Below are 23320 nucleotides of genomic sequence, written 5' to 3'. Positions count from 1 at the left end.
CGACGTACCTGACCTTCTCGCGCTCCGTGTACATGCAGCTCCCTCCTCACGGCCCCTTCGGGGCCGTTCGATCGGTCGTGGACCGCCCTCGGGCGGTCCAACTTCTTGCCGCATCCCCGTTTTGCGGGACTTTGGCCGGAAATTTCGCCCCTCGGAAGCAAGGTTTGCGAGTAGCTTTCGTATAATGCCAGGTCAGAAGCATGCACATTTTGTTTATTCTCGCTCGAGGACCCGCAAAACTCGTTCGTTTTGACAGAACGCACGAGCCACGCCAGCCATCGTCGATCCGATCCGCCGCCCGCCCCGCAGCGCCCCCTCTCCTGCCGCAAGCGCTTCGTGCTATGATGCTCTACCGTGACTCAAATCATCCAACATACCGCGCGCCCTTTGTGGACCTACAAGGTGTTTCTCCTGCTGGCAGCCGCCATCTGGGGCCTGGGCACCGTCGTCATCAAGTCGACGGTCGATGCCTTCCCTCCTGCATGGCTGGTAGGAGTGCGCTTCACGGCCGCCGGCATCATCCTGGGCGCCATCATGCTGCCGCGTTTCCGCAAGAATCTAGATGCGGACCATCTGAAAAAAGGCGGGGTTCTGGGAGCATGGCTGTTCCTTGCGTACTGGGCCAACTCCACGGGCCTCACGGATACCACGGCTTCCAACAGCGCCTTTTTGACATCGCTGTATTGCGTGATCATCCCGTTTTTAGGGTGGGCGCTGCGCGGGTCCAAGCCCACGCGATTCAATGTTGCCGCAGCCGTCGTGTGCGTTGCGGGCGTGGGATGCGTCTCGTTCGCGGGGACATCCGGCCTGTCGCTGCGATTCGGCGATCTAGCCACCCTGCTTTCCGCCCTGTTCCTGAGCTTCCACGTGCTGTTCACGGCGAAATACGCGCGAGGACGCGACATGACGCTGCTCACCGTGGTGCAGTTCGTCGTAGCCGGCGCGCTTGGTTTCGCCGCGGGCATCGTGTTCGAGCCGATGCCCACTTTCTCCACGCTAGGCTTGGATACCTGGATCAGCTTGGCTTACTTGGCCGTCTTCGCTTCATGTATAGCGCTGCTGCTGCAAAACGTTGCAGTTGCGCACGTAGACCCAGCTCCGGCATCGTTGTTCTTAGCTACGGAATCGGTTTTTGGAGTAACGTTTTCCATTATGTTTCTGGGCGAAGCCCTCACCGCGCCCTTGTTCGCCGGCTTCGCCCTCATCTTCGCCGGCATCGTGGTAAGCGAGTATCTACCTTTACGAGCGGAAAAGAAGCGCGCGGCAAAACGGACCGATATCGAAGATCCTCCGGCAGAAACACCGACGCGATAGAGGCTCCATCGCAGCAGGGGCTGGCTTGCACCCCAACCCGAAAGCAAGGCGGGTTCTCGGGCTCCAGTCAACTGGTGCCCTTGCCGAAGCCAAAAACACGTTAGTCATCCAAGCCCAGCGTCGCAAGCACGAAGCGTCGTCAATCGGCGTCAATCGGCTTGCACCGCCCGGCAAGCGAACATCTCGATAAAATCTTGCCGTCGGGCCGGTTCGTGCTGAAAAATTGCGTTTGCGAACGATTTTCGAGACCTTCTTTAATAAAAGCAATACAGTCATTTTATATAAGACCTGCTCACAGCCTCGCGCCTCTGATTATTCTTACAAAAGATCATTCGCAAACGCAATTTTTCAGCACGAACCGGCCCGACGGCAAGATTTCACCTCCGAGGACCAATCATCTTGCGCGGCAGCCCGGGGCAGCCCGCACAACCCTTTCCTTCAAGACCCTTTCTCCTCCCTTCTCCAACAGGCTCCATTTAATGACGATTGCGTAAAACATAAGGCGAGCTTCCTGCGTTTGTGGCAAGATGGAGCATTGTATAGTCGTATATATTGATGTGCTCGCGAACGTACGGCAACCGGCATCGCCCGTTTGCCCGGATTCGCACCAGCGAGCGGCAGCCTAAAAGGCAGCGACGCCAGAAACACCGCGCGCGACCGCAGTGAAGAAGCAGCCGCGCATGCGATAAAGGAGACACGATGGGCTTTCTTTCGAGATTCGAAGGCAAGATGGAAGACACGTTCGAGGGTGCAGCCGACCGCATGGCAAACTCCCCCATCTCGCCGGTTCAGATTGCGAAAAAGGCCGAAAAGCAGATGAGGCGCGAAAAGATGGTAGGCGCCGGCAAGCAGTTCGCGCCAACCCTCTACACCGTGCTGGTCAACCCCGACGACGATCGTCGCCTGTTCGGATACTACCCCACTTTGGCGGGAGAGACGGAAACCTACCTGGCGGCCAAAGCCGCCGAGCAAGGCCTGGTCATGGACGGACAGCCGCTTGTGCGTTTCATCGTGGACGACGGACTCAAGCACGGCAAGTTCGACATCATCGCCGAAGCGGTGGCCGCACCCATCATCGCGCAGCTGCGCCAAGAAGAGATGCAGCGCTACGGGCTTGCCGGAGCGCCGATGGGCTACGCCGCGCCGCAAGGCGGCTACGGCGCACCCGGCTACCAAGGCGGCTATCAGCAGCCGTACGCGCAAGCTCCGGCCCCCGCATACGGAGGATACGAAGCCCCCGGCGCGCCCATGAGCAGCTTCGACGCACCCGGCCAGTACGATGCGTACAACCAGGGAGGCCAGCTTCCTTACGTTCCCGAAGACGAGATCGACCGATCCATCGACTACGGCGAGTACACGTTCGACAGCCGCGATTTCGACGAAAACCGCGACGTCCCCGCCGCAAGCCCCGCGCCGCGCGTCGTTGACCCCTTCGACGTGGCGAACGCGAGCATGGGCGCTGCCGCAGGAGCCGCCGCGGGCGCCGGCATGGCTGCAGCAGCCGCACCGCAGCACAACGCCGTAGCTGCCGACACCGTCGTGTTCGCCGGCGGGCAGCAGGCGGCCAGCCCCGTTCCCGCGCGAGCCGCCGTGCGCGCGCGCTTGATTGACGAAGCCAACAACCGCGCCTACGACCTGGCAGCTGCGCGCGTCATCATCGGGCGCGAATCGAAAAACGACATACCCGTCCACGACATCAACGCCTCGCGCACGCACGCCGAGCTTCGCCTTGACCCGCAGGGCGTATGGGTGCTCACCGACCTGGGCTCCACGAACGGCACGTTCGTCAACGGACGCGAAATCGCCTCCCACCCGCTATCCGAAGGAGACCGCATCACCATCGGCATGACGAACTTCGTGTTCACCCAAGCCTGAGCGCAACGGAAAGGTTAACCCGTGATCGACGTCGTACTGCTCATTATCCGTCTGCTGTTCGTCGCACTGCTGTATTTGTTCCTGTTCGCCATCATGAAGACGGGCATCGGAGTTGTACGCGGACAACGCAAAAAAGAACGCACGTGGAATCTCTCGGTTGAACGAGGGCCGAAAGAGCTGCGCGGCGTATCCATCGTCGTGCGCGGCCCGGTCATCGTGGGCCGCAGCCCTGGAGCCGACATCGTAGTGGGCGCCGGATACGTTTCCGGACGCCACGCACGGTTCAGCTTGATGGGGCAAAACCTGTTCGTCGAGGATCTAGGATCCACGAACGGCACGGCCGTGAACGGGCAGCTCATAGCCGAGCCCGCTGCTCTTAAGAACAACGACGTAGTCAACGTGGGCGACGTCGCCATTCGCGTAAGGTTTGCCTAATGGCTGAGAAACGCTCGTATCGATCCACCCCGCGCACGCGCCGCGGCGCAGTCACGCCCTTCGGCAGCCGAACCGACATCGGCTGCTTGCGCGACCATAACGAAGACAGCCTGATTGTGGCGCCGCCGCTATTCGCCGTTGCCGACGGCATGGGCGGGCACGCCGCAGGCGAGATAGCCTCGGAAATAGCCGTGAACGTACTGGCAGAGCGCGCACCGGAGCATCCGGACGGCGAAGCGCTCGCACAGGCTGTCGTAGACGCTAACCGCGAGGTCATTCGCGCGTCGCACGACGGGCGAGGACGCGAGGGCATGGGAACCACCATGACGGCGGCCATGCTAGAAGGCGAACGCTTGGTCATCGCCCAGGTGGGCGACTCGCGCGCCTATCTGCTGCATCAAGGAAAGCTGCAGCAACTCACGCGCGACCACAGCCTAATGGCAGATATGATAGAAGCAGGCCAGCTTACGCCCGAAGAAGCCCGCTGTCACCCGCAGCGCTCCGTTATCACCCGCGCGCTGGGCAGCGACCCGAACCTGCATCCCGACATTTACGAGATCAACGTGGAAACCGGAGACCGGCTGCTCGTATGCTCGGACGGCCTGTCCGGCATGGTTTTCGACGAAGCTATAGAGCGCACGCTCTGTCGCGTGCAAGATCCCCAGCGATGCGCGTCGCAACTGGTCAACGAGGCCATAGCCGCCGGAGGCCACGACAACGTGACCGTTATCGTGGCAGATGTTACCGGCTTTGCGGAAGCACGGCGCAGGAAGATGGCGTTCAAGACAAAGCTTTCCATTGCCGTGATCCTCGTGCTGTTCGCAGCCATCATCGCAGGTACGGCCTGGGGGACCAGCACGTACCTGAACACGACCGCCTACCTGATGAACGACAATGGCAAGGTTGCCATCTACCGCGGCATTCCCGGCAGCGTGCTGGGATTCTCGTTCTCGCAACACGAGCGCACTACCGACGTTCCCGTAAGCGACCTGCAACCGGGAACGGCGAACCGGCTCGATGCCGGCATACGCGTGGACTCAGTCGAGGCAGCGGAAGAGCTGGTCAAAGAGTACGAGGCTGAAGCCGCCGAGCGCAAGAGCGCAGATGAGGGCAAAAAGGAGTCGCCCGCCGAGGGAGCCAGTGCAACCGGCGGCGCGCATGACGCGAACCCGCCTGCGCCCGCAAACTCGCAAGGCGGTACGGCATGACCAGGCGAAACCTCGAACTGATACTGCTCTGCGTAGCGGCGCCTTTGGTGGTGCTGCTGTTCGCCATGATTGCGATCAACCAGGGGCTTGCCCTGGATATGACCACGCTGGGCGTCCCCGCCGGTGTTTTCGTGGCCTTCGTGATCGCGCATATCGCCGTGCGCAAATTCGCGCCCGGCGCCGACCCGGCGCTTCTGCCCATTTCGTTCGCGCTTTCGGGCATCGGCATTGCGTTCGTCACGCGGCTTGCGCCTGATCTTGCCGTCAACCAGGTTGTATGGTTGTTCGTGGGCGTGGCGGCCATGGTGCTAGTACTGGCGTTTATCCGCAACCTCGACAAGGTCGTGAACTACAAGTACACGCTCATGATCTTCGGCTTCCTGCTGCTTCTTTCGCCGCTGATCCCTGGCTTGGGGCAAGAAATCTACGGCAGCCGAATCTGGCTTCATATCGGCGGCTTCTCATTCCAGCCCGGCGAGATCGCCAAAATCGTCATCGTGTTGTTCTTGGCCGGATACCTGGCCCAGAACCGCGAGATGCTCAGCGTGTTCACCTGGCGCGTGGGCCCGTTCAACCTGCCCGACGTGCGCACGCTGCTTCCGCTTTTGCTCATGTGGGGCGTGTCTCTTCTGGTCGTCGTGTTCGAGAAGGACCTGGGCAGCGCGCTCGTGTTCTTCTTCCTGTTTCTGGTTATGCTGTACGTGGCTACAGGAAAGAAATTCTACCTGTTCATAGGCTTGGGTCTGATCGCCATCGGCGGCGTTGGCGCCTATCTGGCGTTCGGACACGTGCAAGTGCGTGTGAACACGTGGCTCGACCCCTTCTCCGATGCGCAGAACACGGGCTACCAGCTGGTGCAATCCATCTACTCCATCGCTGACGGCGGATTGTTCGGAACGGGCCTGGGGCGAGGCTTGGCCGGCCAGATCCCCGTAGTGGAAAGCGACTTCATCTTCGCTGCCATCGCCGAGGAGATCGGCCTTATGGGAGCGGCCGGCGTCCTGCTGCTGTTTTTGTGCTTCGCCATCCGCGGCTTCGTGACCGCCGCGCGCGCGAAAAGCGACGTCAGCTCGTTCGTAGCCGTGGGCCTTACCACCATGATCGTGCTGCAGGCATTCATCATCGTCGGCGGCGTGACGCGCCTGATTCCGCTCACGGGTCTCACGCTCCCCTTCATCAGCCAAGGCGGCTCGTCGCTTCTGGCCAGCTTCATCGCCGTGGGATTTTTGCTGCGCTGCGGCGACGAGGGCACGGGCGTGGGCACCGAGGTGGCCAGCGCCACGGGAACGCTCCACGCGAACAGCGTGCTGGGCCGCGTGTCGCTGGGCAAGCGCCTCACGCACGCCATGCTGTTGTGCTCCGCCCTGTTCGCCCTGCTGGTAGCCAACCTCACGCTCATCATGGTGGTGCAGGCGGATTATTACCAGAACATGCCGGGCAACAACCACACCATAGCCAAGGAATCGCGCAGCGAGCGCGGCACCATCTCAACCTACGACGGCATCGTCCTGGCGCAAAGCGCCATCAACCCCGACGGCACCTACAGCCGCTCGTACCCTGCGGGCGATCTGGCAAGCCACGTGGTGGGCTATTCGTCTTCGAGATTCGGCAATTCCGGTATTGAAGCTGCGTACAACGACGCTCTCAAGGGGCAGCAAAACTTCGCATCGTGGACCGACGTGCTGAATTCGCTTGCCGGGGTCGGCTCGGCGGGCAACGACGTAGCCCTCACCCTGAACTCCAAAATCCAGCAAGCGGCGCAAGACGCCTTGGCGGGGCGCAAGGGCGCCGTCGTTGTCATGGATCCGGAAACGGGGGCCGTGCTGGCCATGGCCTCCGCGCCCACCTACAACGCAGCCGACGTGGAAACGCTTCTGGAAGCGGCCGGGTCGGGCCAGGCAAGCGGCGACAGCTCCCTGGTCAACCGCGCCGTGCATGCGCTGTACGCGCCGGGTTCCACGTTCAAGATCGTGACGCTTGCCACCGCGCTGGAAAACAACGTGGCCAGCGAAGAGACCGTGTACTCCGCGCCGGGAACCATGACGGTCGAGGGTACCACGGGAACCATATCCAACTTCAATCACAACAACTACGGCAACATCACGCTGGCACGCGCCATGGAGCTTTCGTCCAACACCGCGTTCGGCCAGCTGGGCCTTCAGATAGGCGGCGAGCGATTGGTGGCCGGAGCGGACAAATTCGGCTTCGGCAAGAATATCGACTTCGCCATCGGCCTCAAAACCTCGCTCATGCCCACGCCCGAAGAGCTGGACAAAAAACCGTGGAACCTCGCCTGGGCAGCCGCTGGCGAACCCATGGACCTCGCGGGGCCCAACGTCACCGTGCTCGAAATGGCCATGGTGGGATCGGCTATTGCGAACGACGGCGGCATCATGCAGCCATACCTGGTGGACGGCATCTACAACGCCAACGGCGAGCGCAGCTTCACCGCCAACCCCACCAAACTCATGCAGGCCGTCAGCAAAGAAACCGCAAACCGCGTGAAAGACGTGCTGGCAGGCGTCGTGAACAACGGGACGGGCACCGCCGCCGCCATCAACGGCGTGCAGGTAGCCGGCAAGACGGGCACCGCTGAAAAGGAGAACAGCAACGACAGCTGGTTCGTGGGCATGGCGCCCGCCGACAATCCGCGCGTGGTGGTATCCATCATCATCGAGGATGGCGAAGAAGGCGTGGGCACCGAAAAAGCGCAGAATGTGTTGAAAACCGCTCTGGAAGTTCAGGGGCTTTTGTAGATAAGATATGCTGGTGCGCTGTATCATGACTTTGACATGGCGCATACCCAGCATGTGACCTAAAGGAGCTAAAACGTGACCGGAAACATGATTGGCAGGGTGTTCAACAACCGCTACCAAATAACCGAGCGCATCGGCATCGGCGGCATGGCCGAGGTGTACCGTGCGCAGGACAACGTACTCGGCCGCCTGGTCGCCGTCAAGGTGATGCTTCCGCAGTATGCAGCAGACCCCAGCTTCACCCAGCGATTCAAGCAAGAGGCGGCCGCAGCGGCCAATCTGCAGAGCCCCTACATCGTGAACGTATACGACTGGGGACAGGACGAAGGCACGTACTACATCGTCATGGAGTTCGTGCGCGGTTCCGACCTCAAGACGGCCATCAACGAACGAGGCGCCATCAACCAGCGCAAGGTGGCCGAGATCGGGTCGCAGGTATGCCAAGCGCTTTCGGTTGCGCACGGGCTTGATATCATCCATCGCGACATCAAGCCGCAGAACATCATGGTCCAGCCCGACGGCAACGTGAAGGTGATGGACTTCGGCATCGCACGCGCGAAGAACTCCGTCAAAACGCAGACGTCCAGCGTGCTGGGCACAGCTCACTACATCTCCCCCGAGCAGGCGCAAGGCAAAGACCTGACCGCCACCAGCGACATCTACTCCTTGGGCATCGTGCTGTACGAGTCGGCCACCGGACGCTTGCCCTTCGACGGCCCCGATGCCGTAAGCGTGGCCATGAAGCAGGTCAACGACCTGCCTGCACCGCCGCACGAGATCAACCCCGATATCGATCCGGCGCTCGAAGCCATCATCATGAAGGCCATGGCCAAGAACCCGGCCGACCGCTTCGCCACGTCCAAAGACATGCGCCTGGCGCTGAACGACTACCTAGCCGGACGCCCCGTCAATCTGGGCGAGGGCTTCACCAGCGCGCAAACGTCGGTCATGGGCGGCGTGGTGCCCCCCATCGGGCCTGCCGCAGTCGACGGAACGGCCGTCATGCCCGCCATGGGCGGCGTCGGCGGCGTGAACCCGGCTGCGCCGGTTTCGCCCGCGCGCTCCTATCGTTCGGACGATGGCAACGGCAAGAAAAGCAACAAGAAGACCCTTGCCATCGTGATCGGCATCATCGCCGCGCTTGCTGTAGTAGGCGGCGTGGCGTTCGCGCTCATGTCGGGCGGCGGCGGCAACGACAAGGACGCTATCGCGCTGCCCGATGTGGTGGGGCAAACCGCCGAACAGGCAACCGCCACGCTGGCGGAAGCCGGGTTCACCAACATCGTCACCGAAGAATCCTTCAACGAAAAGGTGGAGGCCGGCAAGGTGGTCAGCCAAGACCCGCGCGGCGGCACCAAGCAGAAGAAGGACGTCAAGATCACCCTGGCCGTGTCGAAGGGCACCCAGGAAATCACCGTTCCCGATCTGACCGGAAAGACCGCTGATCAGGCGAAGAAGGAATTGACGGCAAACGGGTTGAAATACTCTGCCGGAACCGCCGAGTACTCGGACAAGGTTGAAAAGGACCATATCGTGCGCCAGGACGTTGCGCCTGGCACGCAGGTCGCAAAGGGCACCACCATCACGTACTACCTGTCTTTGGGCTCTGAAGGCATCGAGGTTCCCAATGTGGTGGGCATGATGCGCGGCGACGCCGTGGCAACGCTCAACAACCTTGGCCTTTTGGTCGACACGAACAACTACACCTACCAGGCAAGCGACAAGCCCGAAGGAACCGTGCTGGCGCAAACCCCGGCGGCGGGCTCGAAGCTGCAGGAGAACGGCATGGTGGCGCTCACGCTGAGCAAGGGCCCCGAGAAGAAGTCGTACTCGGTTGCCCTGAACTCCAACGGCGGCGGCACCGTGACGTCGGACGTGACCTCCGTCGAAGAGGGCGGCCAGGTCACCATCAAGATCACGCCTGACGCCGGTTACGAGGTTGCCTCGGTGCGCGGCATCGACGGCGTGCCCGCATCGGGCGGCACCTTCACGCTCACGAACGTCAAGAGCAACATCAACGTCACCGTCGCCTTCCAGAAGAGCGCCGCCCCGCCCATCGGCAACGGAACGGGGAACTAACGCCCGTCAACCGGATGACAACAAGCCGGCAACGTGCGCATCCCTTGAGGAAATCGCTCAGATCAAGCAGCTAGAATAGATGGTGGGGAACGTGGTTCCCCACCATCTTCTTTATTCGCCGCTCCTCGTTCGAAAGCGAGGTCGACCCTTTTGATCGAGTCGACGCTTTCCCTGCTCATAGAGAAGAGATACTGGTTCTTGGACCTGTTGATGCAGCATGTCGGGCTGTCCCTCACCGCCATCGCGCTGGCCACGGTTGCGGGACTGGGCATCGGCATCGGCATCGCCCAATGGAAGCGCAGCGCCAAACCGGTGCTGGCGCTGGTCAACTTCGTTTACACCATCCCCTCTATCGCGATGCTGGGATTCCTGATCCCCGTTACGGGAATCGGCAACGCAACCGCCATCGTGGCGCTAAGCGTATACGCCCTGCTTCCCATGGTGCGCAACACCTACACGGGCCTCACCAGCATCGACCCGGTCATCACCGAAGCGGCGCGCGGCATGGGATCGACCGATCTCCAACTGCTGTACCGCATCGAACTTCCCTTGGCGGCCCCGGTCATCATGAGCGGCATACGAACCACGGCGACCATGACCATCGCGCTGGCCGGCATCGCCAGCTTCATCGGGGCGGGCGGCCTGGGCGTTGCCATCTTCCGCGGCATCACCACCAACAACCTTGACATGACGTTAGCGGGCAGCATCCTTATCGCCTTGCTGGCCATTGTCATCGACCTTGTGCTCGGACTGGCCGAGAAGAGAACTCTCAGGCACCTGGAGCCCCTGCGCAGGCGCAGCCCCGTTGCGCGCGCTTTCGCCGCCGCGTTCGTTGCCGTGGCGCTCATAGCCGCCGGCTCGGCGGTCGCGAACAACGAAGAAGGGCTGGGATCGCTGCTTCCCTGGCAGGAAAAAGCGCCCGCTGTCGTGAACGTCGCCACGAAGCCCATGACCGAGCAGTACATCTTGGGGGAAATGCTCGCCACGCTGATAGAGCACGACACCGACCTTTCCGTGAAGCTTACGCAAGGCGTGGGCGGCGGCACCTCCAACATACAGCCGGGCATGGAAAAGGGCGATTTCGACCTGTACCCCGAATACACCGGTACCGGATGGAACGCTGTGCTCAAACATGACAGCACGTACGACGAATCCCTGTTCGACACCATGCAGCAGGAATATCAAGACCGCCTGAACCTCACCTGGATAGGCCTGTACGGCTTCAACAACACCTTCGGCCTTGCGGTGAGCAAGCAAGTCGCCCAACAATACAACCTGCACACGTATTCCGACCTTGCGCGCGTAGCGGAAAGCCTCGCACTGGGCGCTGAACCCGACTTCTTCGACCGACAAGATGGCTACCCCGGCCTGCAAAAAGCCTACGGGATGAACTTCGCAAACACGCGCGACATGGACATCAGCCTGAAGTACCGCGCGCTGTTCGAAGGGCGCGTAGATGCCATCGTCATCTCCACAACCGATGGTCAAGCAGCCGACGACCGGCTTGTCGTGCTGCAAGACGATAAGGGGTTCTATCCCACGTATCTATGCGGGAGCGTCGTGCGCGTAGATACGCTGAACGCTCATCCCGAACTGAAAGCCGTGCTCGAAAAGATGCGGAACCTCATTTCGGACGTCGACATGGCCCGCATGAACAACGAAGTGGAGACGCAAGGGCGTGAGCCGAAAGCGGTTGCCGACGCGTTCCTTGTCCAGAAGGGGCTTGTATGATCGCAATCGAATTCAACGACGTTTCAAAGCAGTTCGGCAGCACGCGAGCCGTCGACCAGGTAAGCCTCTCCATCGAACAGGGAGATTTCGTCACCATCATAGGCAGTTCGGGGTGCGGCAAGACCACACTACTCAAAATGGTGAACGCCCTGACCATGCCGGACGAGGGGAGTGTTTTGATCAACGGCACGTCCACCGCCGACCTCGACCCCATCGAACTCCGACGAAACATAGGCTACGCAATCCAAGGAAGCGTTCTGTTTCCCCATTTGACCGTCGAGCAGAATATCGCATACGTTCCGCGCTTGCTGAACCGGGGAGATCGTCGAAGAACCGAAGCCGCGGTGGACAAATGGATGGACATCATTGGACTTCCAGCTCAAATCAAAGGCCGCTATCCTTCCGAATTATCCGGTGGCCAGGCCCAGCGCGTGGGCATGGCGCGCGCATTGGCCGCAAGCCCCGACATTCTTCTTGCAGACGAGCCTTTCAGCGCCGTCGATGCCATCACGCGAACCGCCCTGCAAGACGAAGTCAAGCAGATTCACGACCAAACCGGCATCACGATACTGTTCGTCACGCACGATATAGACGAAGCCCTTGAGCTGGGGGATCGCGTGCTCGTCATGGAACGCGGGCAGGCCGTCCAATGCGCCTCCCCGTGCGAAATCCTCCGCAGCCCCGCCACGGACTTCGTGAAGCGCCTTGTTACCCGCAAGCAGCGCGTATTCTCCTGCTCGAAAACCCTCCCGTAAGATTTCCTCTCAAGGGGCTTCAAAAAAATAGTCAATGCCGTAGCATGGACCGTATGAGGTTGACCGCCCGGTCAAGCAGGAGGAGGCACCATGGTCAACAAGCACGGCAATTTGGAAAAGTTCGAACGGCTGCCCGTAGAACGGCGGGAAGCCATCGTGAACGCCGCCGTTGAAGCGTTCGGGCGAAACGACTACAAAAACGCCTCCACCGAAAGCATCGCGCGCAAAGCGGGCATTTCCAAAGGCCTGCTGTTCTTCTACTTCAAAAACAAGAAAGAGCTTTACCTTTACCTGATGGAATACCTGATGGAAAAAGTATCGCACCTGGTAGTCGATGATGAATTCTACGCCATCGACGACTTCTTCGACCTGTTCATCTACGCGGGACAGCGAAAATGCGCGGTGCTCTCCAAGTTCCCCTACGCGCTCGAATTCTCCATCCACGCTTTCTACCCTGAACACAAAGACGTCAAGGACACTATGGAAAACTGGATGCAAAGCCAAATCGACCTCATGTTCGCTGCGTATTTCAAGAACGTGAATTTCGACAAGTTTCGCGACGACGTAGACCCGCGCTACGTCGTCAACCTGCTGATATGGCTTGCTGACGGCTACCTGCATCAGCAACAAGCCCTGAAAAAGCGACTTGACATGGACGACATGATGACCGAGATGCATCGTTGGTGCGACATGCTGCGCACCTGGTCCTACAAGGAGGAATATCGATGACGGACAGCCAGGCGACTATCGAACTGCGCGGACTGACGAAAGACTACGGCCAGGGACGCGGCGCGTTCGACGTGACGTTCTCGGTCGAGCGGGGCGAGGTGTTCGGGTTCCTGGGACCCAACGGAGCAGGAAAAACCGTTACCATGCGCAATCTCATGGGCTTTATCAAGCCCGACAGCGGCACGGCGACCATTGCGGGGCTGAGCTGCTTTCAAGATCGAGCCAAAATCCAAAACCGGCTGGGCTATCTGCCAGGAGAAATCGCATGCATGGACGATATGACCGGCAGCGCGTTTCTCGACTTCATGGCGCGCATGAAACATGTGGATTCAACGACGCGCATGCACGAACTGATCGACTACTTCGAGCTTGATCCTACGCGCAAGATTCGCAAAATGTCGAAGGGGACCAAGCAGAAAGTGGGACTGGTGTGCGCGTTCATGGCGGAACCCGACATCGTGCTGCTTGACGAGCCCACCAGCGGCCTTGACCCTCTCATGCAAAACCGGTTTGTTGACCTGGTGCTTGACGAGAAAAGCCGCGGCACCACCGTTTTGCTGTCGTCGCACCTGTTTGAAGAAGTTGAGCGCACGTGCGACCGGGTCGCCTTCATCCGCGGCGGAAGAATTGTTGCAGTCGAGTGCATGGGCGACGTGCAAAAGAACCGCAAGCGCATGTTCACGATCACCTTCGCACAACCGGAGGCCCGCACGCGCTACCTGACGGCCCACCCTGAGGCATGCGAGATCAGCGGCTCTGCAGCAGAAATCACCATCACCGGAAACATGGACCTTTTCGTGAAAGATCTGGCCGCTTACCCCGTACAGGATCTGTCCGCGCGGGAGCAAACGCTCGAAGAGCTGTTCCTGCACCTGTACGGCGCTCAGTTGAAGGGAGACGCCCATGAATAGCACGCTGCTGGCGAAGGAGCTGAAGTCGAACGCGTTCGTAGCGATTATCATCTTCGCGGTTTTAGGTATGTACATAGCCTGCATCGTCATGATGTTCGACCCCAGCTTAGGCGAAAGCCTGAACATGATGATGGACAGCATGCCGGAACTGTTCGCCGCTTTCGGCATGGGAACGCAAGCAACCACGCTGCTCGACTTCATGCTGAACTACCTGTACGGGTTCCTGCTGACCGTGTTCCCGTTCGTCCTGATCCTCATTATGGCAAACAAGCTTATGGTGCGTTACCTGGACCGCGGCACCATGAGCTACCTGTTGGCCACTCCCAACAGTCGTGTGCGCGTCGCGCTTACGCTTGCAGGGGCCATGATGATTGTTCTGGCCCTGCTCATGGTGCTCACGACGGCTGCGGAAATTGCCTGTGCGGAGCTTATGTTCCCGGGAGACCTGGACATTCCAGGGCTGTTCCGCGCGAACGTCGGGTTGTTCTGCCTGTGGACGTTCTTGGCGGGCATGTGCTTCTTCTCAGCCTGCGCCTTCTCGAACGCAGGGGCGGCGCTGTGGGTCGGCGGCGGTGCGGGCATTGCGTTCTTCTTGATGCAAATGGTGGCGAAGGTAGGCGACAAGCTCGCCTTTCTGGACAAGGTCAACCCGCTTGCGCTGTTCGACAGCTACGGTTTGGCGACAAGCGATGCTTCCGCTTACGCAGGGTCGGCAATCCTGCTTGCCCTCGGTATCGCCCTGTTCGCCCTTGCGATTGGCGTATTCAACCGCCGAGATTTGAGCATCTAGCCTAGCAGGCTGAGGGAATAGGTGCCGTGCGCACCTCCCTCAGCCTTACGATCAGCTGAATTACTGCTGCACGCTCACAGCAGAAAACGCGCCGCTCTCTACCGTCGCCTTTACAACGATGGTTGTATTCACATCCGCGGAATCGGTCGTGTTCGCCAGCTTGAGCGTTATGGTCGACTCGCCGTTGTTTTGCTGGTCGGCCATAAATCCGAACACGTGCATTCCCGCGGAACCTATCACGTCGTTCGCGTTTTGGTCGTAGTACGTAGAAGACGGCAAATCCGCGTCCGTATCCTTCAGCACCGAATCGCCGCTCACGTCCGACGTCCACTGATACTGAGCATCGGCATTCGAATCCAAAAGCACCAGCATGTCGCCGTCAGAATACGCGATCCATCCGTTCGGCACCTTCAAAACCGTTCCTTCGGCCAAACTGTTGCCGTCGCCCATTTGATTTGCAGCGCTGCCGCTTGCTGCCGAGTTGTTTGTAGCGGCAGCGTTGTCCGAACTTGTTGCAGCATTGGTATCGCTTGAGCAGCCAGCCATTGCAATCAACGACGCCAAAAGCAGCGCCACCGCACTTCCTACCATCGAAAATTTTGCAATTTTAGTCATGAAATCCTCTCTTTCTTTGCATGTACTTCGAAAACCGCACGTTCTTTCGTCTGCGCAAACAGGGATGCGCTCCAACCCATCCTAGGAGCATGTTTCCTGCTCTGAACTGGCCTTGCTCGTACGTTTGGCATCCGTAACCGCACCGATTTCATTCCGAAACCCATCCCCTCGCAACAAGTCGTTATCCAAAACTTTCAACTTTTCTTAAAAAAGTCGTTGACAGAAGATGGGAGTACGGGCATAATATCTTTCGCTGCTTCGACGTGCGCCGTTACCTCAGCTGGATAGAGGGACTGACTACGAATCAGTACGTCGGGGGTTCGAATCCCTCACGGCGCACCATTTAGCATTCAAAACCGCCCAACTGGGCGGTTTTTTACATCTATTTCAAAACAGAAGTCGGGGGGTTATAGGCAGAAGTTCCGCCCCCCCCTCTCAAGACAACGATGGAGCTTGCCGGCACATCGTCTAGTACGCCGGCAACAAGGTTCGCGACATCGCCCCAAGACTCTCTATTCAAGCAACCCGACAGCTCACTTCAAATGCGGCTACGACCAACCGGAGCAACCTTCCAACCTACACAAACAAAAAAACACGCACGGATGCCCGGCCAATGAGGTATGATACGTACCAGTTGCGTTGGCAATGCGCTTCGATGGCAGCATGCCCATACGCAAACGCGATCAGACGGTTTGGCTGAACGGTACGCCGTTCAGAAGCCCGAAATCCGCAACGACTGGTATCAGCACGTGCGGTTTTTTTATTGGTCAATAGGAAAGGGACTTTGTTGAAGGTTCGAAAATCGAAACCTCACAGTAAGTAGCCCTCCTTCGATTTCCTTACGTCGGCAGTCGAAGGTGGCTGCGGCGCTCGTGTTTGACATAGATTTTACTCCCCCGCATCGGGATGCGTGCAAACGCACGCGTTACTATGGGATACGGTACGATCGCTTGCGAACACGGGCATGAACAGTAAGGGATAAACCATGCTCTACCTCTCTCAAATGATGGGGAAACCCGTCGTAGACGCCACGGGCGAAAAGATCGGCACAATCTCTGACCTGGCCATTTCAACTGGCGAGGTGTTTCCACGCATCACGAGCTTGGCTTTTCAGGGGCCCGGCAAAGTGCCGTTCATGATCTCATGGCGCAAATACGTCGAGGAGTTCGACGAAACCGGCATTACGCTCACCGTGGAAGCGCATGACATCCGCTTCAGCTATCTGCAACCTGACGAAGTTCTGCTCGCGCGCGACTTGTTGAACCGTCAGATCGTCGATACGCAAGGCATGAAAGTCGTTCGCGTCAACGATCTCAAATTGTCCGTGTCGGGTTCGCAGTTACGCCTGCTTGGTGCCGAAGTGGGTGCGCGCGGCATTCTACGCGGCCTGGCTCCCTGGCTCGAACGCGCCGTTGTGGCAGTGGCCAAAGTGTTCAACAAAAAGATCGACGAGCAGATCATCGCATGGAACTACATGGATCTGCTTGACCGCGACCTGTCCGAAGTGCAGCTGTCCGTTACGCATAAGCGTTTGGACGAGCTCCACCCCGCAGACGTGGCCGACATCCTGGAACAACTTGACCCGCAGCAGCGAGCCAACGTGTTCCAGCACCTCGACGACGCTCAAGCAACCGAGGCCATCTCGGAAATGGAAGACGAGTACCAGGCCGACTTCATCGAAGACCTCGACGACGCTCGCGCCGCCGGCCTGCTGGGGAACATGGACCCGGACGATGCCGCAGACATCGTGCGCGACCTATCGTACGAGAAGGCAGAAACCTTGCTGCGCCTCATGGGCGTAGAGGACGCCACCGAGATTCGTCGCCTGCTTGGATACAAGGACGGCACGGCCGGCGGCATGATGACCACGCAGTTCGTTTCCGTCAAGGCCGACACCACCGTTGGCGAAACCATAGAAGTATTGCGCGAACTGCCCGAAGATCATCCCACCGTGCATTACGTGTACGTGCTGGACGACTACGATGAGTTCATCGGCGTGCTCAGCCTGCGAACCCTTGTGCTGACCGACGATGCAAAGCCCGTGCGCGAAGTCATGTTCGACGACGTGATTTCCGCAACGCCAGAAGAAACCGAAGAAGACGTAGCTGCCGACATCTTCAAGTACGAACTGCCCGCCATGCCGGTGGTAGACGAGCATGGCGTGCTGCTGGGTATCGTCACCGTCGACGACGCCTGGGACGCCATCGAAGAGGACGTCAGCAGCGACAAGACACAGATGACCGCGGCAAAGATCGTTGGCGGCATCATTGGCGCCGTGCTGTTCTTGATCCTGTACACGATGGTATTGTTCCAGATCATCGGCTACGATTGGAGGTAGCCTCATGGTCGAAAAGAACCTCCAGCGCGTGGACACCGCGCAAGCGATAGACGAAGCCGCACCTGAGAAAAAGAAGCCCAACAAGCTCTGGCTGCTCTTGGCCGCCATGGGGCCCGGCATCGTAACGGCGATGGCCGGCAACGACGCCGGCGGCATTTCAACGTACTCTACCGTGGGAGCCAAATTCGGATTCGCCACGTTATGGGTCATCCCCGTCATGTGCGTACTGCTTATCGTAGTGGAGCTGACCGCCGCAAGAATGGGAGCCGTTACCGGTAAGGGCTTTGCAGCTCTCATTCGCGAGCGCTTCGGCATTCGCTTGACGGCGTTGGCCATGTTGGCGCTGCTCGTCGGCAACGTGTGCACCACGTTTTCAGAGTTCGCAGGCATCGCAAGCGGCATGGAAATGTTCGGCGTATCGAAATATCTGGCAGTTCCCGTAGCCGCAGCTGCGGTGTGGCTACTTATCGTGGGCGGCAGCTACAAGCGTGTGGAGAAAGTGTTTCTGATACTGTCGTTGGTGTTCGTCACGTACATCGTTGCCGCGTTTATGGCGCAACCGGACTGGGGCCAGGCGCTGCAGAGCACCGCCATCCCCCGCATTGTGGAAGACAAGAGCTTCGTTTCCCTGGTCATAGCTATGATAGGCACGACCATCGCTCCATGGATGATGTTTTTCAACCAGAGCAACGTGGTTGAAAAGGGTATCTCGGTAAAGGATCTGTTCTCTCAAAAAGTGGACGTGATTGCCGGCACGATAGCAGCTTGCCTGGTGGCGTGGTTCATCATCGTGACCACGGGCGCCGTGCTGCATCCGCAGGGAATCGAAATCGAATCCGCTGCCGATGCAGCACGCGCTCTGGCACCGTTCGCCGGGCACTACGCTGAAGCGTTGTTTGCCATCGGCCTGGTAGCTGCGTCGTTTCTTGCAGCATGCGTGCTGCCGCTTACCACGGCGTTCGTCATTTGCGAAGCCTTCGGGTGGGAAGCTGGCGTTTCTTTCAAGTGGAAGGAAGCGCCGCTGTTCAAGAGCATCTTCACGTGCATCATCGTGTTTTCAGCCGTCATTGTGCTGGTTCCGAACATCGACTTGATGAACGTCATGCTCACGGCCCAGTTCGTAAACGGCCTTGTACTGCCGGTGCTGCTGGTGTTCATGGCAATTATCGCAGCCGATAAACGCGTCATGGGCGCCTTCCGCTCGCGCATGACGTCACGTGTGCTCATCTGGCTAACGGTAGGCATCGTAACGGTGCTCACCGTCGCCTTGCTGATCATGCAGCTTCTGGGTATCGGCTAGTTGCCTGCCACCAGACGCTGGCTTTCCTGCTTGAGACGATCGGAAAGGTATTGACGGCTGCTCGATTCGTCCTGAACGCACCCGAGCAACATGTCGATGGTCAAGCTGGAAAGATACGCATCCATGCTTTCTTCGATCAAGTTGTACGTTTGCTTGATATTGTCGACCATCTCGCCGCCCTTGCGCGCGTTGCGCTTTTCACGCGTAGCGCGCTTGGAGTCTTCGTCAAGCGCCTTGATAATTTCAAGCACGCTGATTTCGGAAGCATCCTTGGCCAGTCGATAGCCCCCGTGCTTGCCCGGCCGGGCCTCGATGATGCCAGCATTACGCAAAAGCTGCGCAAGCTGAATCAGGTAGTCGCGAGGAATAGACATATCCTCAGCAATGTCTTTGGAGGAACAGGTATCCCCCTGCGCAGCCAAGTATAGAATGGCTCGCATGCCGTAATCGGTCGATGCTTTGAGTTGCACTGGTATCTCCTAACTCGATCCCTCACCGGGTTCATACTGAGATTCGTGGTAAACGGTTCGCCTTATGGTCAAAGCTTAGCTTGAGTGTACCTAATTCCGATCGATTATAGCAAGGTCATTGATAGGCATGTAGGTCAAACCGAATTGAAACGGTTACGTTTACGATACGTTGCATGCACAAATAAGGTGCTACAGGCCGTCAACCGACAGGGTCACGCGCGCAAGGCCGAATCGCGCGAACGGGGCACGGCACGCAATGCAAGCCGGGCGGCTTAGGCTATACTGGCTCGCATGGATGAGAAAAAACGTGTTCGAGAAGAAGCCCTTTGTCGTCGAGACGCCTTGAGCGCTCAGGTTCGCGCGCGCAAAAGCCTTGAGATTTGCCTTCGGCTGGAACGATTGATTTCGGAATACCTATCAATAGACACCGCAAGCGAAGAAGCGATCACCCACGCCAACGCGAAGCACGCGAGCGGAAGTTCGGATGCCTGTTTTAACAAGCCTTGCATTGCCGTGTTCTCCGCCATGCGCAGCGAGGTGGATTTGAGCGCCTTCGTGCAAGCGGCGCATGCACGTGCATGGAACGTATGCTTTCCCTGCATGCTGCGCGAAACCGCCGACGAACCTGCACGCATGGCTCTCTACCGCGTGCCGCGCGAGCAATTTGACCGCGCACGAACGACGTTTCTCGACCATCCGCTTCGCTGTCTGGCACCCGCAGCGCTTGAACGCAGCGGGTTCGAAGCCGTCGAACCCAACAAGCTCGACGTAGTAGCCGTGCCGCTGGTTGCGTTCGACGGACAAGGTAACCGCCTGGGATACGGCGGCGGCAACTACGATCGTCTGCTCCCCAACCTGCGCGCCGACGCTCTTGTTGTGGGCGTGGCGTTCAGCGAGCAACGCGTAGAGGTCGTACCTTGCGAGCCGCACGACCAACCGCTTCCGCTCATTATCAGCGCCTAAAAGAGAAGGGCGCAGAATGAACTGCGCCCTTCTCTTGTTTCCCTTGAACTCAAAACTACTTGGTTGCTCCGTACTTCGAGCGATTGAGCACCAACACGGCAATCACCATGACCACGGCGCCGCCCACGAGCGAGATCCACGGATTGCCCGTGAAGCCGGCAACCACATAGCCCAGGAAGCAGATGACCGCGACCACCGAAGCGTACGGCAGCTGCGTTGCCACGTGGCGCAGGTGGTTGCATTGCGCGCCGGCCGACGACAGGATGGTGGTGTCGGAAATGGGAGACACATGGTCGCCGTACACGGCGCCGCCGAGCGTTGCGCCGATAGCCACCAGGAACAGGGGGCTTTCAACAGGGAACACGCCGATAACGATGGGGAGGATCAGCGCGATGGTTCCCCAGGACGTGCCCATGGCGAAGCCGATGAACGCGGCTACGAGGAAGATCACGGCGGGCAGCAGCTCGAGCCCCACGCCGATGCTGTTCAGGAACCCGCTGACGAACTCGCCCGTGCCCAGCAGGTAACGGCACGTGCCGCCCAAGCTCCATGCCAGCACCAGGATCATGATGGCGCCCACCATGGAGCGAACGCCCTCCGAGATACCCTCCATGTAGCCCGACAGCGTCATGAGCTTGCGCGGCAAGAACATGCCGGCAGCCACGACCAAGGCCACGCACACGCCGATGCACAGGCCGAACACCGGGTTCTCGCCCACGGCGGTGGAGAAGTCCACGCCCTGGAAGAACCCGCCTGCGTACAGCATGCCCAGAATAGAGAACACGATAAGCACGATGATCGGGATGATCAGGTCGAACACACGGCCCTTGTCAGAGATGGTCATGCCCTTGAACTCTTCAACGGCAGCCTTCGCGGCGTCCTCGAGCTCGTCCCTTTCGGCAACGATCGTCTCGATCTTGGCAGGCAGAGGATCGCCTTCGGCAGACCCGTCGATACGCGCCGTGGACACGGCCTCAAGCGCGCTGTCGCGCTGAGGGATGCGCTGCTGCTGGTCGGCCGACTTGTGCGCATCGGCTTCCGCTTGGCGCATGGGACCGAAATCGCGGTTCGAGAAGCACATGAAGAACACGAACACGATAGTCAGAAGCGCGTAGAAGTTATACGGGATGGACTGGACGAACGTGGTGAATCCACCCTCGCCCAGATAGCCGCCAACCGCCACGGCCCACGACGACACCGGCGCGATAATGCAGATGGGAGCGGCGGTGGAGTCGATGATCCACGCCAGCTTCTCGCGGCTGATGTTGAAGCGGTCGGTGACGGGACGCATGACCGCGCCCACCGTCAGGCAGTTGAAGTAATCGTCCACGAAGATGATGATGCCCAGAAGCGCGGTCAAAACCTGCGCCATCTTCGCGTTCTTGATATGCGTGGACACCCATTCGGCGTAGGCGCGCGATCCGCCCGCAGCGGCGATGACCACCACGAGCGCGCCCAACAACGCAAGGAACAGCAGCAGAGCCCCGTTGCCCGCTATCTGCTCGGCCATCATCTGCGGCACCATGGTGAACGAATCCACCAGCTGCTCGAAGCCCGCGCCGTTGAGCGTGAACTGATAGATAACCATGCCCGTGAACACGCCGATGGCCAACGACGAGTACACTTCCTTCGTGATAAGAGCGAGCCCCAGCGCCAAAATCGGCGGAATGATAGACCACACCCCCGCACTGATCAGGTCGAAACCTTCCATACAATCCCCTTCATCGATACGACAGACGTGCGGTCGAGCGTGCCGGTTCCCATCGAACGCACACGCGCGGCTGCACAATAATGGTCACTAGTATACCGAACCTCGATCGAACGCGGAGAAAAACACGGCGGTTTAAGCCGTAAAAAAACCCCGCCATCAGGCGAGCGTCGCATTCTCGGGGATGTCCGGCGCAAAGATTTACCGCACCGCAAAACTCAGCGCGATCGGAATGATCCACAGCGCGAAGATGACCGCGAACGGCCAGCGATGCTCGTTGCTGACCGCCACGAACTCCCGTATGAACGCCGTCGGCCAGAAGTACCGGGCAGTCGTGCTTCCCACGCCGTCGGCGGCAAGGCCGATCTTATGCGCGTACTCAGCCGCGCGGAACACGTGGTAGTCGCTTGTCACCACAACCGCACGGTAGCCGCCCGCGCCGGAGCGCGCGTCCATAATCGCCTTGCTGTTGAGCAGGTTTTCCATCGTGGTCGAAGACCGATCCTCCATGAGGACCGCGTCGGCGGGCACGCTGCAACGATCGACCAAATACGCCTGCATGGCTTGAGCTTCCGAAACCTGCTCGTCAGGCCCCTTTCCGCCGGATACCAGCATCAACGCGCGACATCCCCCGGCCTTCCACAGCTCCACGCCCTTGTCCAGGCGCCCTGCGAGCAACGGAGTAGGCTCGGTGCCCGACAAGCCGGCGCCGTGCGCCACAACGTAATCGTAGTCGCGGCGCTTCGGCAAGCGACGGTACAGCCACGAATATAAAAGCAGCGCGAAGAACGTGAACGCGACGTACGAACCCTCCATCAAAACAAGAAGGTACAGGGTCAGCACCGGACCCGGAGCCTGCCAGAGCACCAGCAACGGACCGGCCAGGCACACCGCCGCAATGGCCAGAGCCATCAACCCAGGCAGCGCATGCGAAAGCGAAAAGCCCTCGCGCCTGACCACGACAACCGCATTCGCCAGCAAGAACACAACCAGGGCAATCGTGCCGAAAGGGATGGCCAAGATCCCCAAGCCGAACAGCCATGGCATGTTGAATTGTATGGACATCCCCCAGAAAGCGAACAGGCACAGCAGCAAGAAGTACATGGCGTTGCGGAACTGACGAGGCTCTTTGCGGTAATTCCGCACAAACAAAAGCCCGAAAGCAAGAGCCGGCACGTACGTGAACAGAAGCGAAGGGAACATGGGGGAACCTTTGATAATCGCGGGGGCCTTTTCCCTAGTATACCGCCTGATATTTCTTTATCGCCGATTCGTTGCAAAGAGCGCCTCGTTGCAGCAAGACGCCGAGAGGGGCGGGCTCGGGCGGAGCGCGGGCTCGGGGC

General features: G+C 59.5%; 18 protein-coding genes and 1 tRNA gene. 15 read left to right on the top strand and 4 right to left on the bottom strand.

Going from position 1 to position 23320, the window contains the following annotated elements; translation table 11 throughout:
- The first annotated feature begins 354 nt into the window (after positions 1-354).
- From DMP08_RS11730 to DMP08_RS11680, 11 genes are all read left to right on the top strand, one after another.
- Positions 355-1314 carry a DMT family transporter gene (locus tag DMP08_RS11730; RefSeq protein WP_123193064.1) on the top strand — a complete coding sequence of 320 codons (960 nt, stop codon included), beginning with the start codon at positions 355-357 and terminating at the stop codon, positions 1312-1314.
- Between the two features lie 699 nt (positions 1315-2013).
- Positions 2014-3189 (top strand): FhaA domain-containing protein, encoded by a 1176-nt coding sequence (locus DMP08_RS11725; protein WP_123193063.1) that lies wholly within the window; start codon positions 2014-2016, stop codon positions 3187-3189.
- A gap of 21 nt (positions 3190-3210) precedes the next feature.
- The gene (locus tag DMP08_RS11720; protein ID WP_123193062.1) at positions 3211-3624 is read left to right on the top strand and encodes an FHA domain-containing protein; all 414 of its coding nucleotides are present in this window, start codon (positions 3211-3213) and stop codon (positions 3622-3624) included.
- Positions 3624-4832, top strand: a complete 1209-nt coding sequence (locus DMP08_RS11715) for a Stp1/IreP family PP2C-type Ser/Thr phosphatase (RefSeq protein ID WP_123193061.1) — start codon at positions 3624-3626, stop codon at positions 4830-4832. The genes DMP08_RS11720 and DMP08_RS11715 overlap by 1 nt, the downstream gene beginning before the upstream one ends.
- Positions 4829-7588 (top strand): FtsW/RodA/SpoVE family cell cycle protein, encoded by a 2760-nt coding sequence (locus DMP08_RS11710; RefSeq protein WP_123193060.1) that lies wholly within the window; start codon positions 4829-4831, stop codon positions 7586-7588. The genes DMP08_RS11715 and DMP08_RS11710 overlap by 4 nt, the downstream gene beginning before the upstream one ends.
- Before the next feature lie 87 nt (positions 7589-7675).
- Entirely contained in the window at positions 7676-9667 is a 1992-nt protein-coding gene (gene pknB, locus DMP08_RS11705; RefSeq protein WP_123193066.1) for a Stk1 family PASTA domain-containing Ser/Thr kinase, read from the top strand.
- Positions 9668-9817: 150 nt separating this feature from the next.
- Positions 9818-11398: an ABC transporter permease/substrate-binding protein gene (locus tag DMP08_RS11700; RefSeq protein WP_244596971.1), complete on the top strand. Its 1581-nt coding sequence runs from the start codon at positions 9818-9820 to the stop codon at positions 11396-11398.
- Positions 11395-12153: an ATP-binding cassette domain-containing protein gene (locus DMP08_RS11695; RefSeq protein ID WP_123193059.1), complete on the top strand. Its 759-nt coding sequence runs from the start codon at positions 11395-11397 to the stop codon at positions 12151-12153. The genes DMP08_RS11700 and DMP08_RS11695 overlap by 4 nt, the downstream gene beginning before the upstream one ends.
- A 90-nt stretch (positions 12154-12243) precedes the next feature.
- Entirely contained in the window at positions 12244-12882 is a 639-nt protein-coding gene (locus tag DMP08_RS11690) for a TetR/AcrR family transcriptional regulator (protein ID WP_123193058.1), read from the top strand.
- On the top strand, positions 12879-13793 hold the full coding sequence (locus DMP08_RS11685) for an ABC transporter ATP-binding protein (protein WP_123193057.1): 915 nt from the start codon (positions 12879-12881) through the stop codon (positions 13791-13793). The genes DMP08_RS11690 and DMP08_RS11685 overlap by 4 nt, the downstream gene beginning before the upstream one ends.
- Positions 13786-14583, top strand: coding sequence for an ABC transporter permease subunit (locus DMP08_RS11680; RefSeq protein ID WP_123193056.1), 798 nt, complete (start codon positions 13786-13788; stop codon positions 14581-14583). The genes DMP08_RS11685 and DMP08_RS11680 overlap by 8 nt, the downstream gene beginning before the upstream one ends.
- A 60-nt stretch (positions 14584-14643) precedes the next feature.
- Here DMP08_RS11680 and DMP08_RS11675 read toward each other — a convergent pair whose 3' ends face one another.
- A complete protein-coding gene (locus DMP08_RS11675) occupies positions 14644-15198 on the bottom strand; it encodes a protease inhibitor I42 family protein (RefSeq protein ID WP_123193055.1) in 555 nt (184 codons plus the stop codon).
- A gap of 265 nt (positions 15199-15463) precedes the next feature.
- Between DMP08_RS11675 and DMP08_RS11670 the strand changes: the two genes are divergently transcribed.
- From DMP08_RS11670 to DMP08_RS11660, 3 genes are all read left to right on the top strand, one after another.
- Positions 15464-15540, top strand: a tRNA-Arg gene (locus tag DMP08_RS11670).
- 643 nt (positions 15541-16183) lie between these two features.
- The gene (locus tag DMP08_RS11665; RefSeq protein WP_123193054.1) at positions 16184-17536 is read left to right on the top strand and encodes a magnesium transporter; all 1353 of its coding nucleotides are present in this window, start codon (positions 16184-16186) and stop codon (positions 17534-17536) included.
- Positions 17537-17540: 4 nt separating this feature from the next.
- Positions 17541-18836 (top strand): Nramp family divalent metal transporter, encoded by a 1296-nt coding sequence (locus DMP08_RS11660; RefSeq protein WP_123193053.1) that lies wholly within the window; start codon positions 17541-17543, stop codon positions 18834-18836.
- Here the strand turns inward: DMP08_RS11660 and DMP08_RS11655 are convergent.
- Positions 18833-19306 (bottom strand): RrF2 family transcriptional regulator, encoded by a 474-nt coding sequence (locus tag DMP08_RS11655; RefSeq protein WP_123193052.1) that lies wholly within the window; start codon positions 19304-19306, stop codon positions 18833-18835. The genes DMP08_RS11660 and DMP08_RS11655 overlap by 4 nt on opposite strands.
- Before the next feature lie 291 nt (positions 19307-19597).
- On the opposite strand from DMP08_RS11655, the gene DMP08_RS11650 reads away from it, so the two are divergent.
- The gene (locus tag DMP08_RS11650; protein ID WP_123193051.1) at positions 19598-20269 is read left to right on the top strand and encodes a 5-formyltetrahydrofolate cyclo-ligase; all 672 of its coding nucleotides are present in this window, start codon (positions 19598-19600) and stop codon (positions 20267-20269) included.
- A gap of 55 nt (positions 20270-20324) precedes the next feature.
- On the opposite strand, the gene DMP08_RS11645 is transcribed toward DMP08_RS11650, so the two are convergent.
- A complete protein-coding gene (locus tag DMP08_RS11645) occupies positions 20325-21980 on the bottom strand; it encodes a Na+/H+ antiporter NhaC family protein (RefSeq protein ID WP_123193050.1) in 1656 nt (551 codons plus the stop codon).
- A 198-nt stretch (positions 21981-22178) separates the two neighbouring features.
- Complete coding sequence (locus tag DMP08_RS11640; protein WP_123193049.1) at positions 22179-23180, bottom strand: YdcF family protein; 1002 nt, start codon at positions 23178-23180, stop codon at positions 22179-22181.
- Positions 23181-23320 lie beyond the last annotated feature (140 nt).

The sequence above is a fragment of the Paraeggerthella hongkongensis genome (assembly GCF_003726035.1).
GTDB lineage: Bacteria > Actinomycetota > Coriobacteriia > Coriobacteriales > Eggerthellaceae > Paraeggerthella > Paraeggerthella hongkongensis.
This window is presented reverse-complemented; position numbering and strand designations above follow the sequence as displayed.

Coding starts and splice junctions, on each gene's coding strand:
- DMP08_RS11725 (WP_123193063.1), top strand. CDS start 2,014: ATGGGCTTTCTTTCGAGATTCGAAGGCAAGATGGAAGACACGTTCGAG.
- DMP08_RS11715 (WP_123193061.1), top strand. CDS start 3,624: ATGGCTGAGAAACGCTCGTATCGATCCACCCCGCGCACGCGCCGCGGC.
- DMP08_RS11710 (WP_123193060.1), top strand. CDS start 4,829: ATGACCAGGCGAAACCTCGAACTGATACTGCTCTGCGTAGCGGCGCCT.
- pknB (WP_123193066.1), top strand. CDS start 7,676: ATGATTGGCAGGGTGTTCAACAACCGCTACCAAATAACCGAGCGCATC.
- DMP08_RS11695 (WP_123193059.1), top strand. CDS start 11,395: ATGATCGCAATCGAATTCAACGACGTTTCAAAGCAGTTCGGCAGCACG.
- DMP08_RS11690 (WP_123193058.1), top strand. CDS start 12,244: ATGGTCAACAAGCACGGCAATTTGGAAAAGTTCGAACGGCTGCCCGTA.
- DMP08_RS11685 (WP_123193057.1), top strand. CDS start 12,879: ATGACGGACAGCCAGGCGACTATCGAACTGCGCGGACTGACGAAAGAC.
- DMP08_RS11680 (WP_123193056.1), top strand. CDS start 13,786: ATGAATAGCACGCTGCTGGCGAAGGAGCTGAAGTCGAACGCGTTCGTA.
- DMP08_RS11675 (WP_123193055.1), bottom strand. CDS start 15,198: ATGACTAAAATTGCAAAATTTTCGATGGTAGGAAGTGCGGTGGCGCTG.
- DMP08_RS11665 (WP_123193054.1), top strand. CDS start 16,184: ATGCTCTACCTCTCTCAAATGATGGGGAAACCCGTCGTAGACGCCACG.
- DMP08_RS11660 (WP_123193053.1), top strand. CDS start 17,541: ATGGTCGAAAAGAACCTCCAGCGCGTGGACACCGCGCAAGCGATAGAC.
- DMP08_RS11650 (WP_123193051.1), top strand. CDS start 19,598: ATGGATGAGAAAAAACGTGTTCGAGAAGAAGCCCTTTGTCGTCGAGAC.
- DMP08_RS11645 (WP_123193050.1), bottom strand. CDS start 21,980: ATGGAAGGTTTCGACCTGATCAGTGCGGGGGTGTGGTCTATCATTCCG.
- DMP08_RS11640 (WP_123193049.1), bottom strand. CDS start 23,180: ATGTTCCCTTCGCTTCTGTTCACGTACGTGCCGGCTCTTGCTTTCGGG.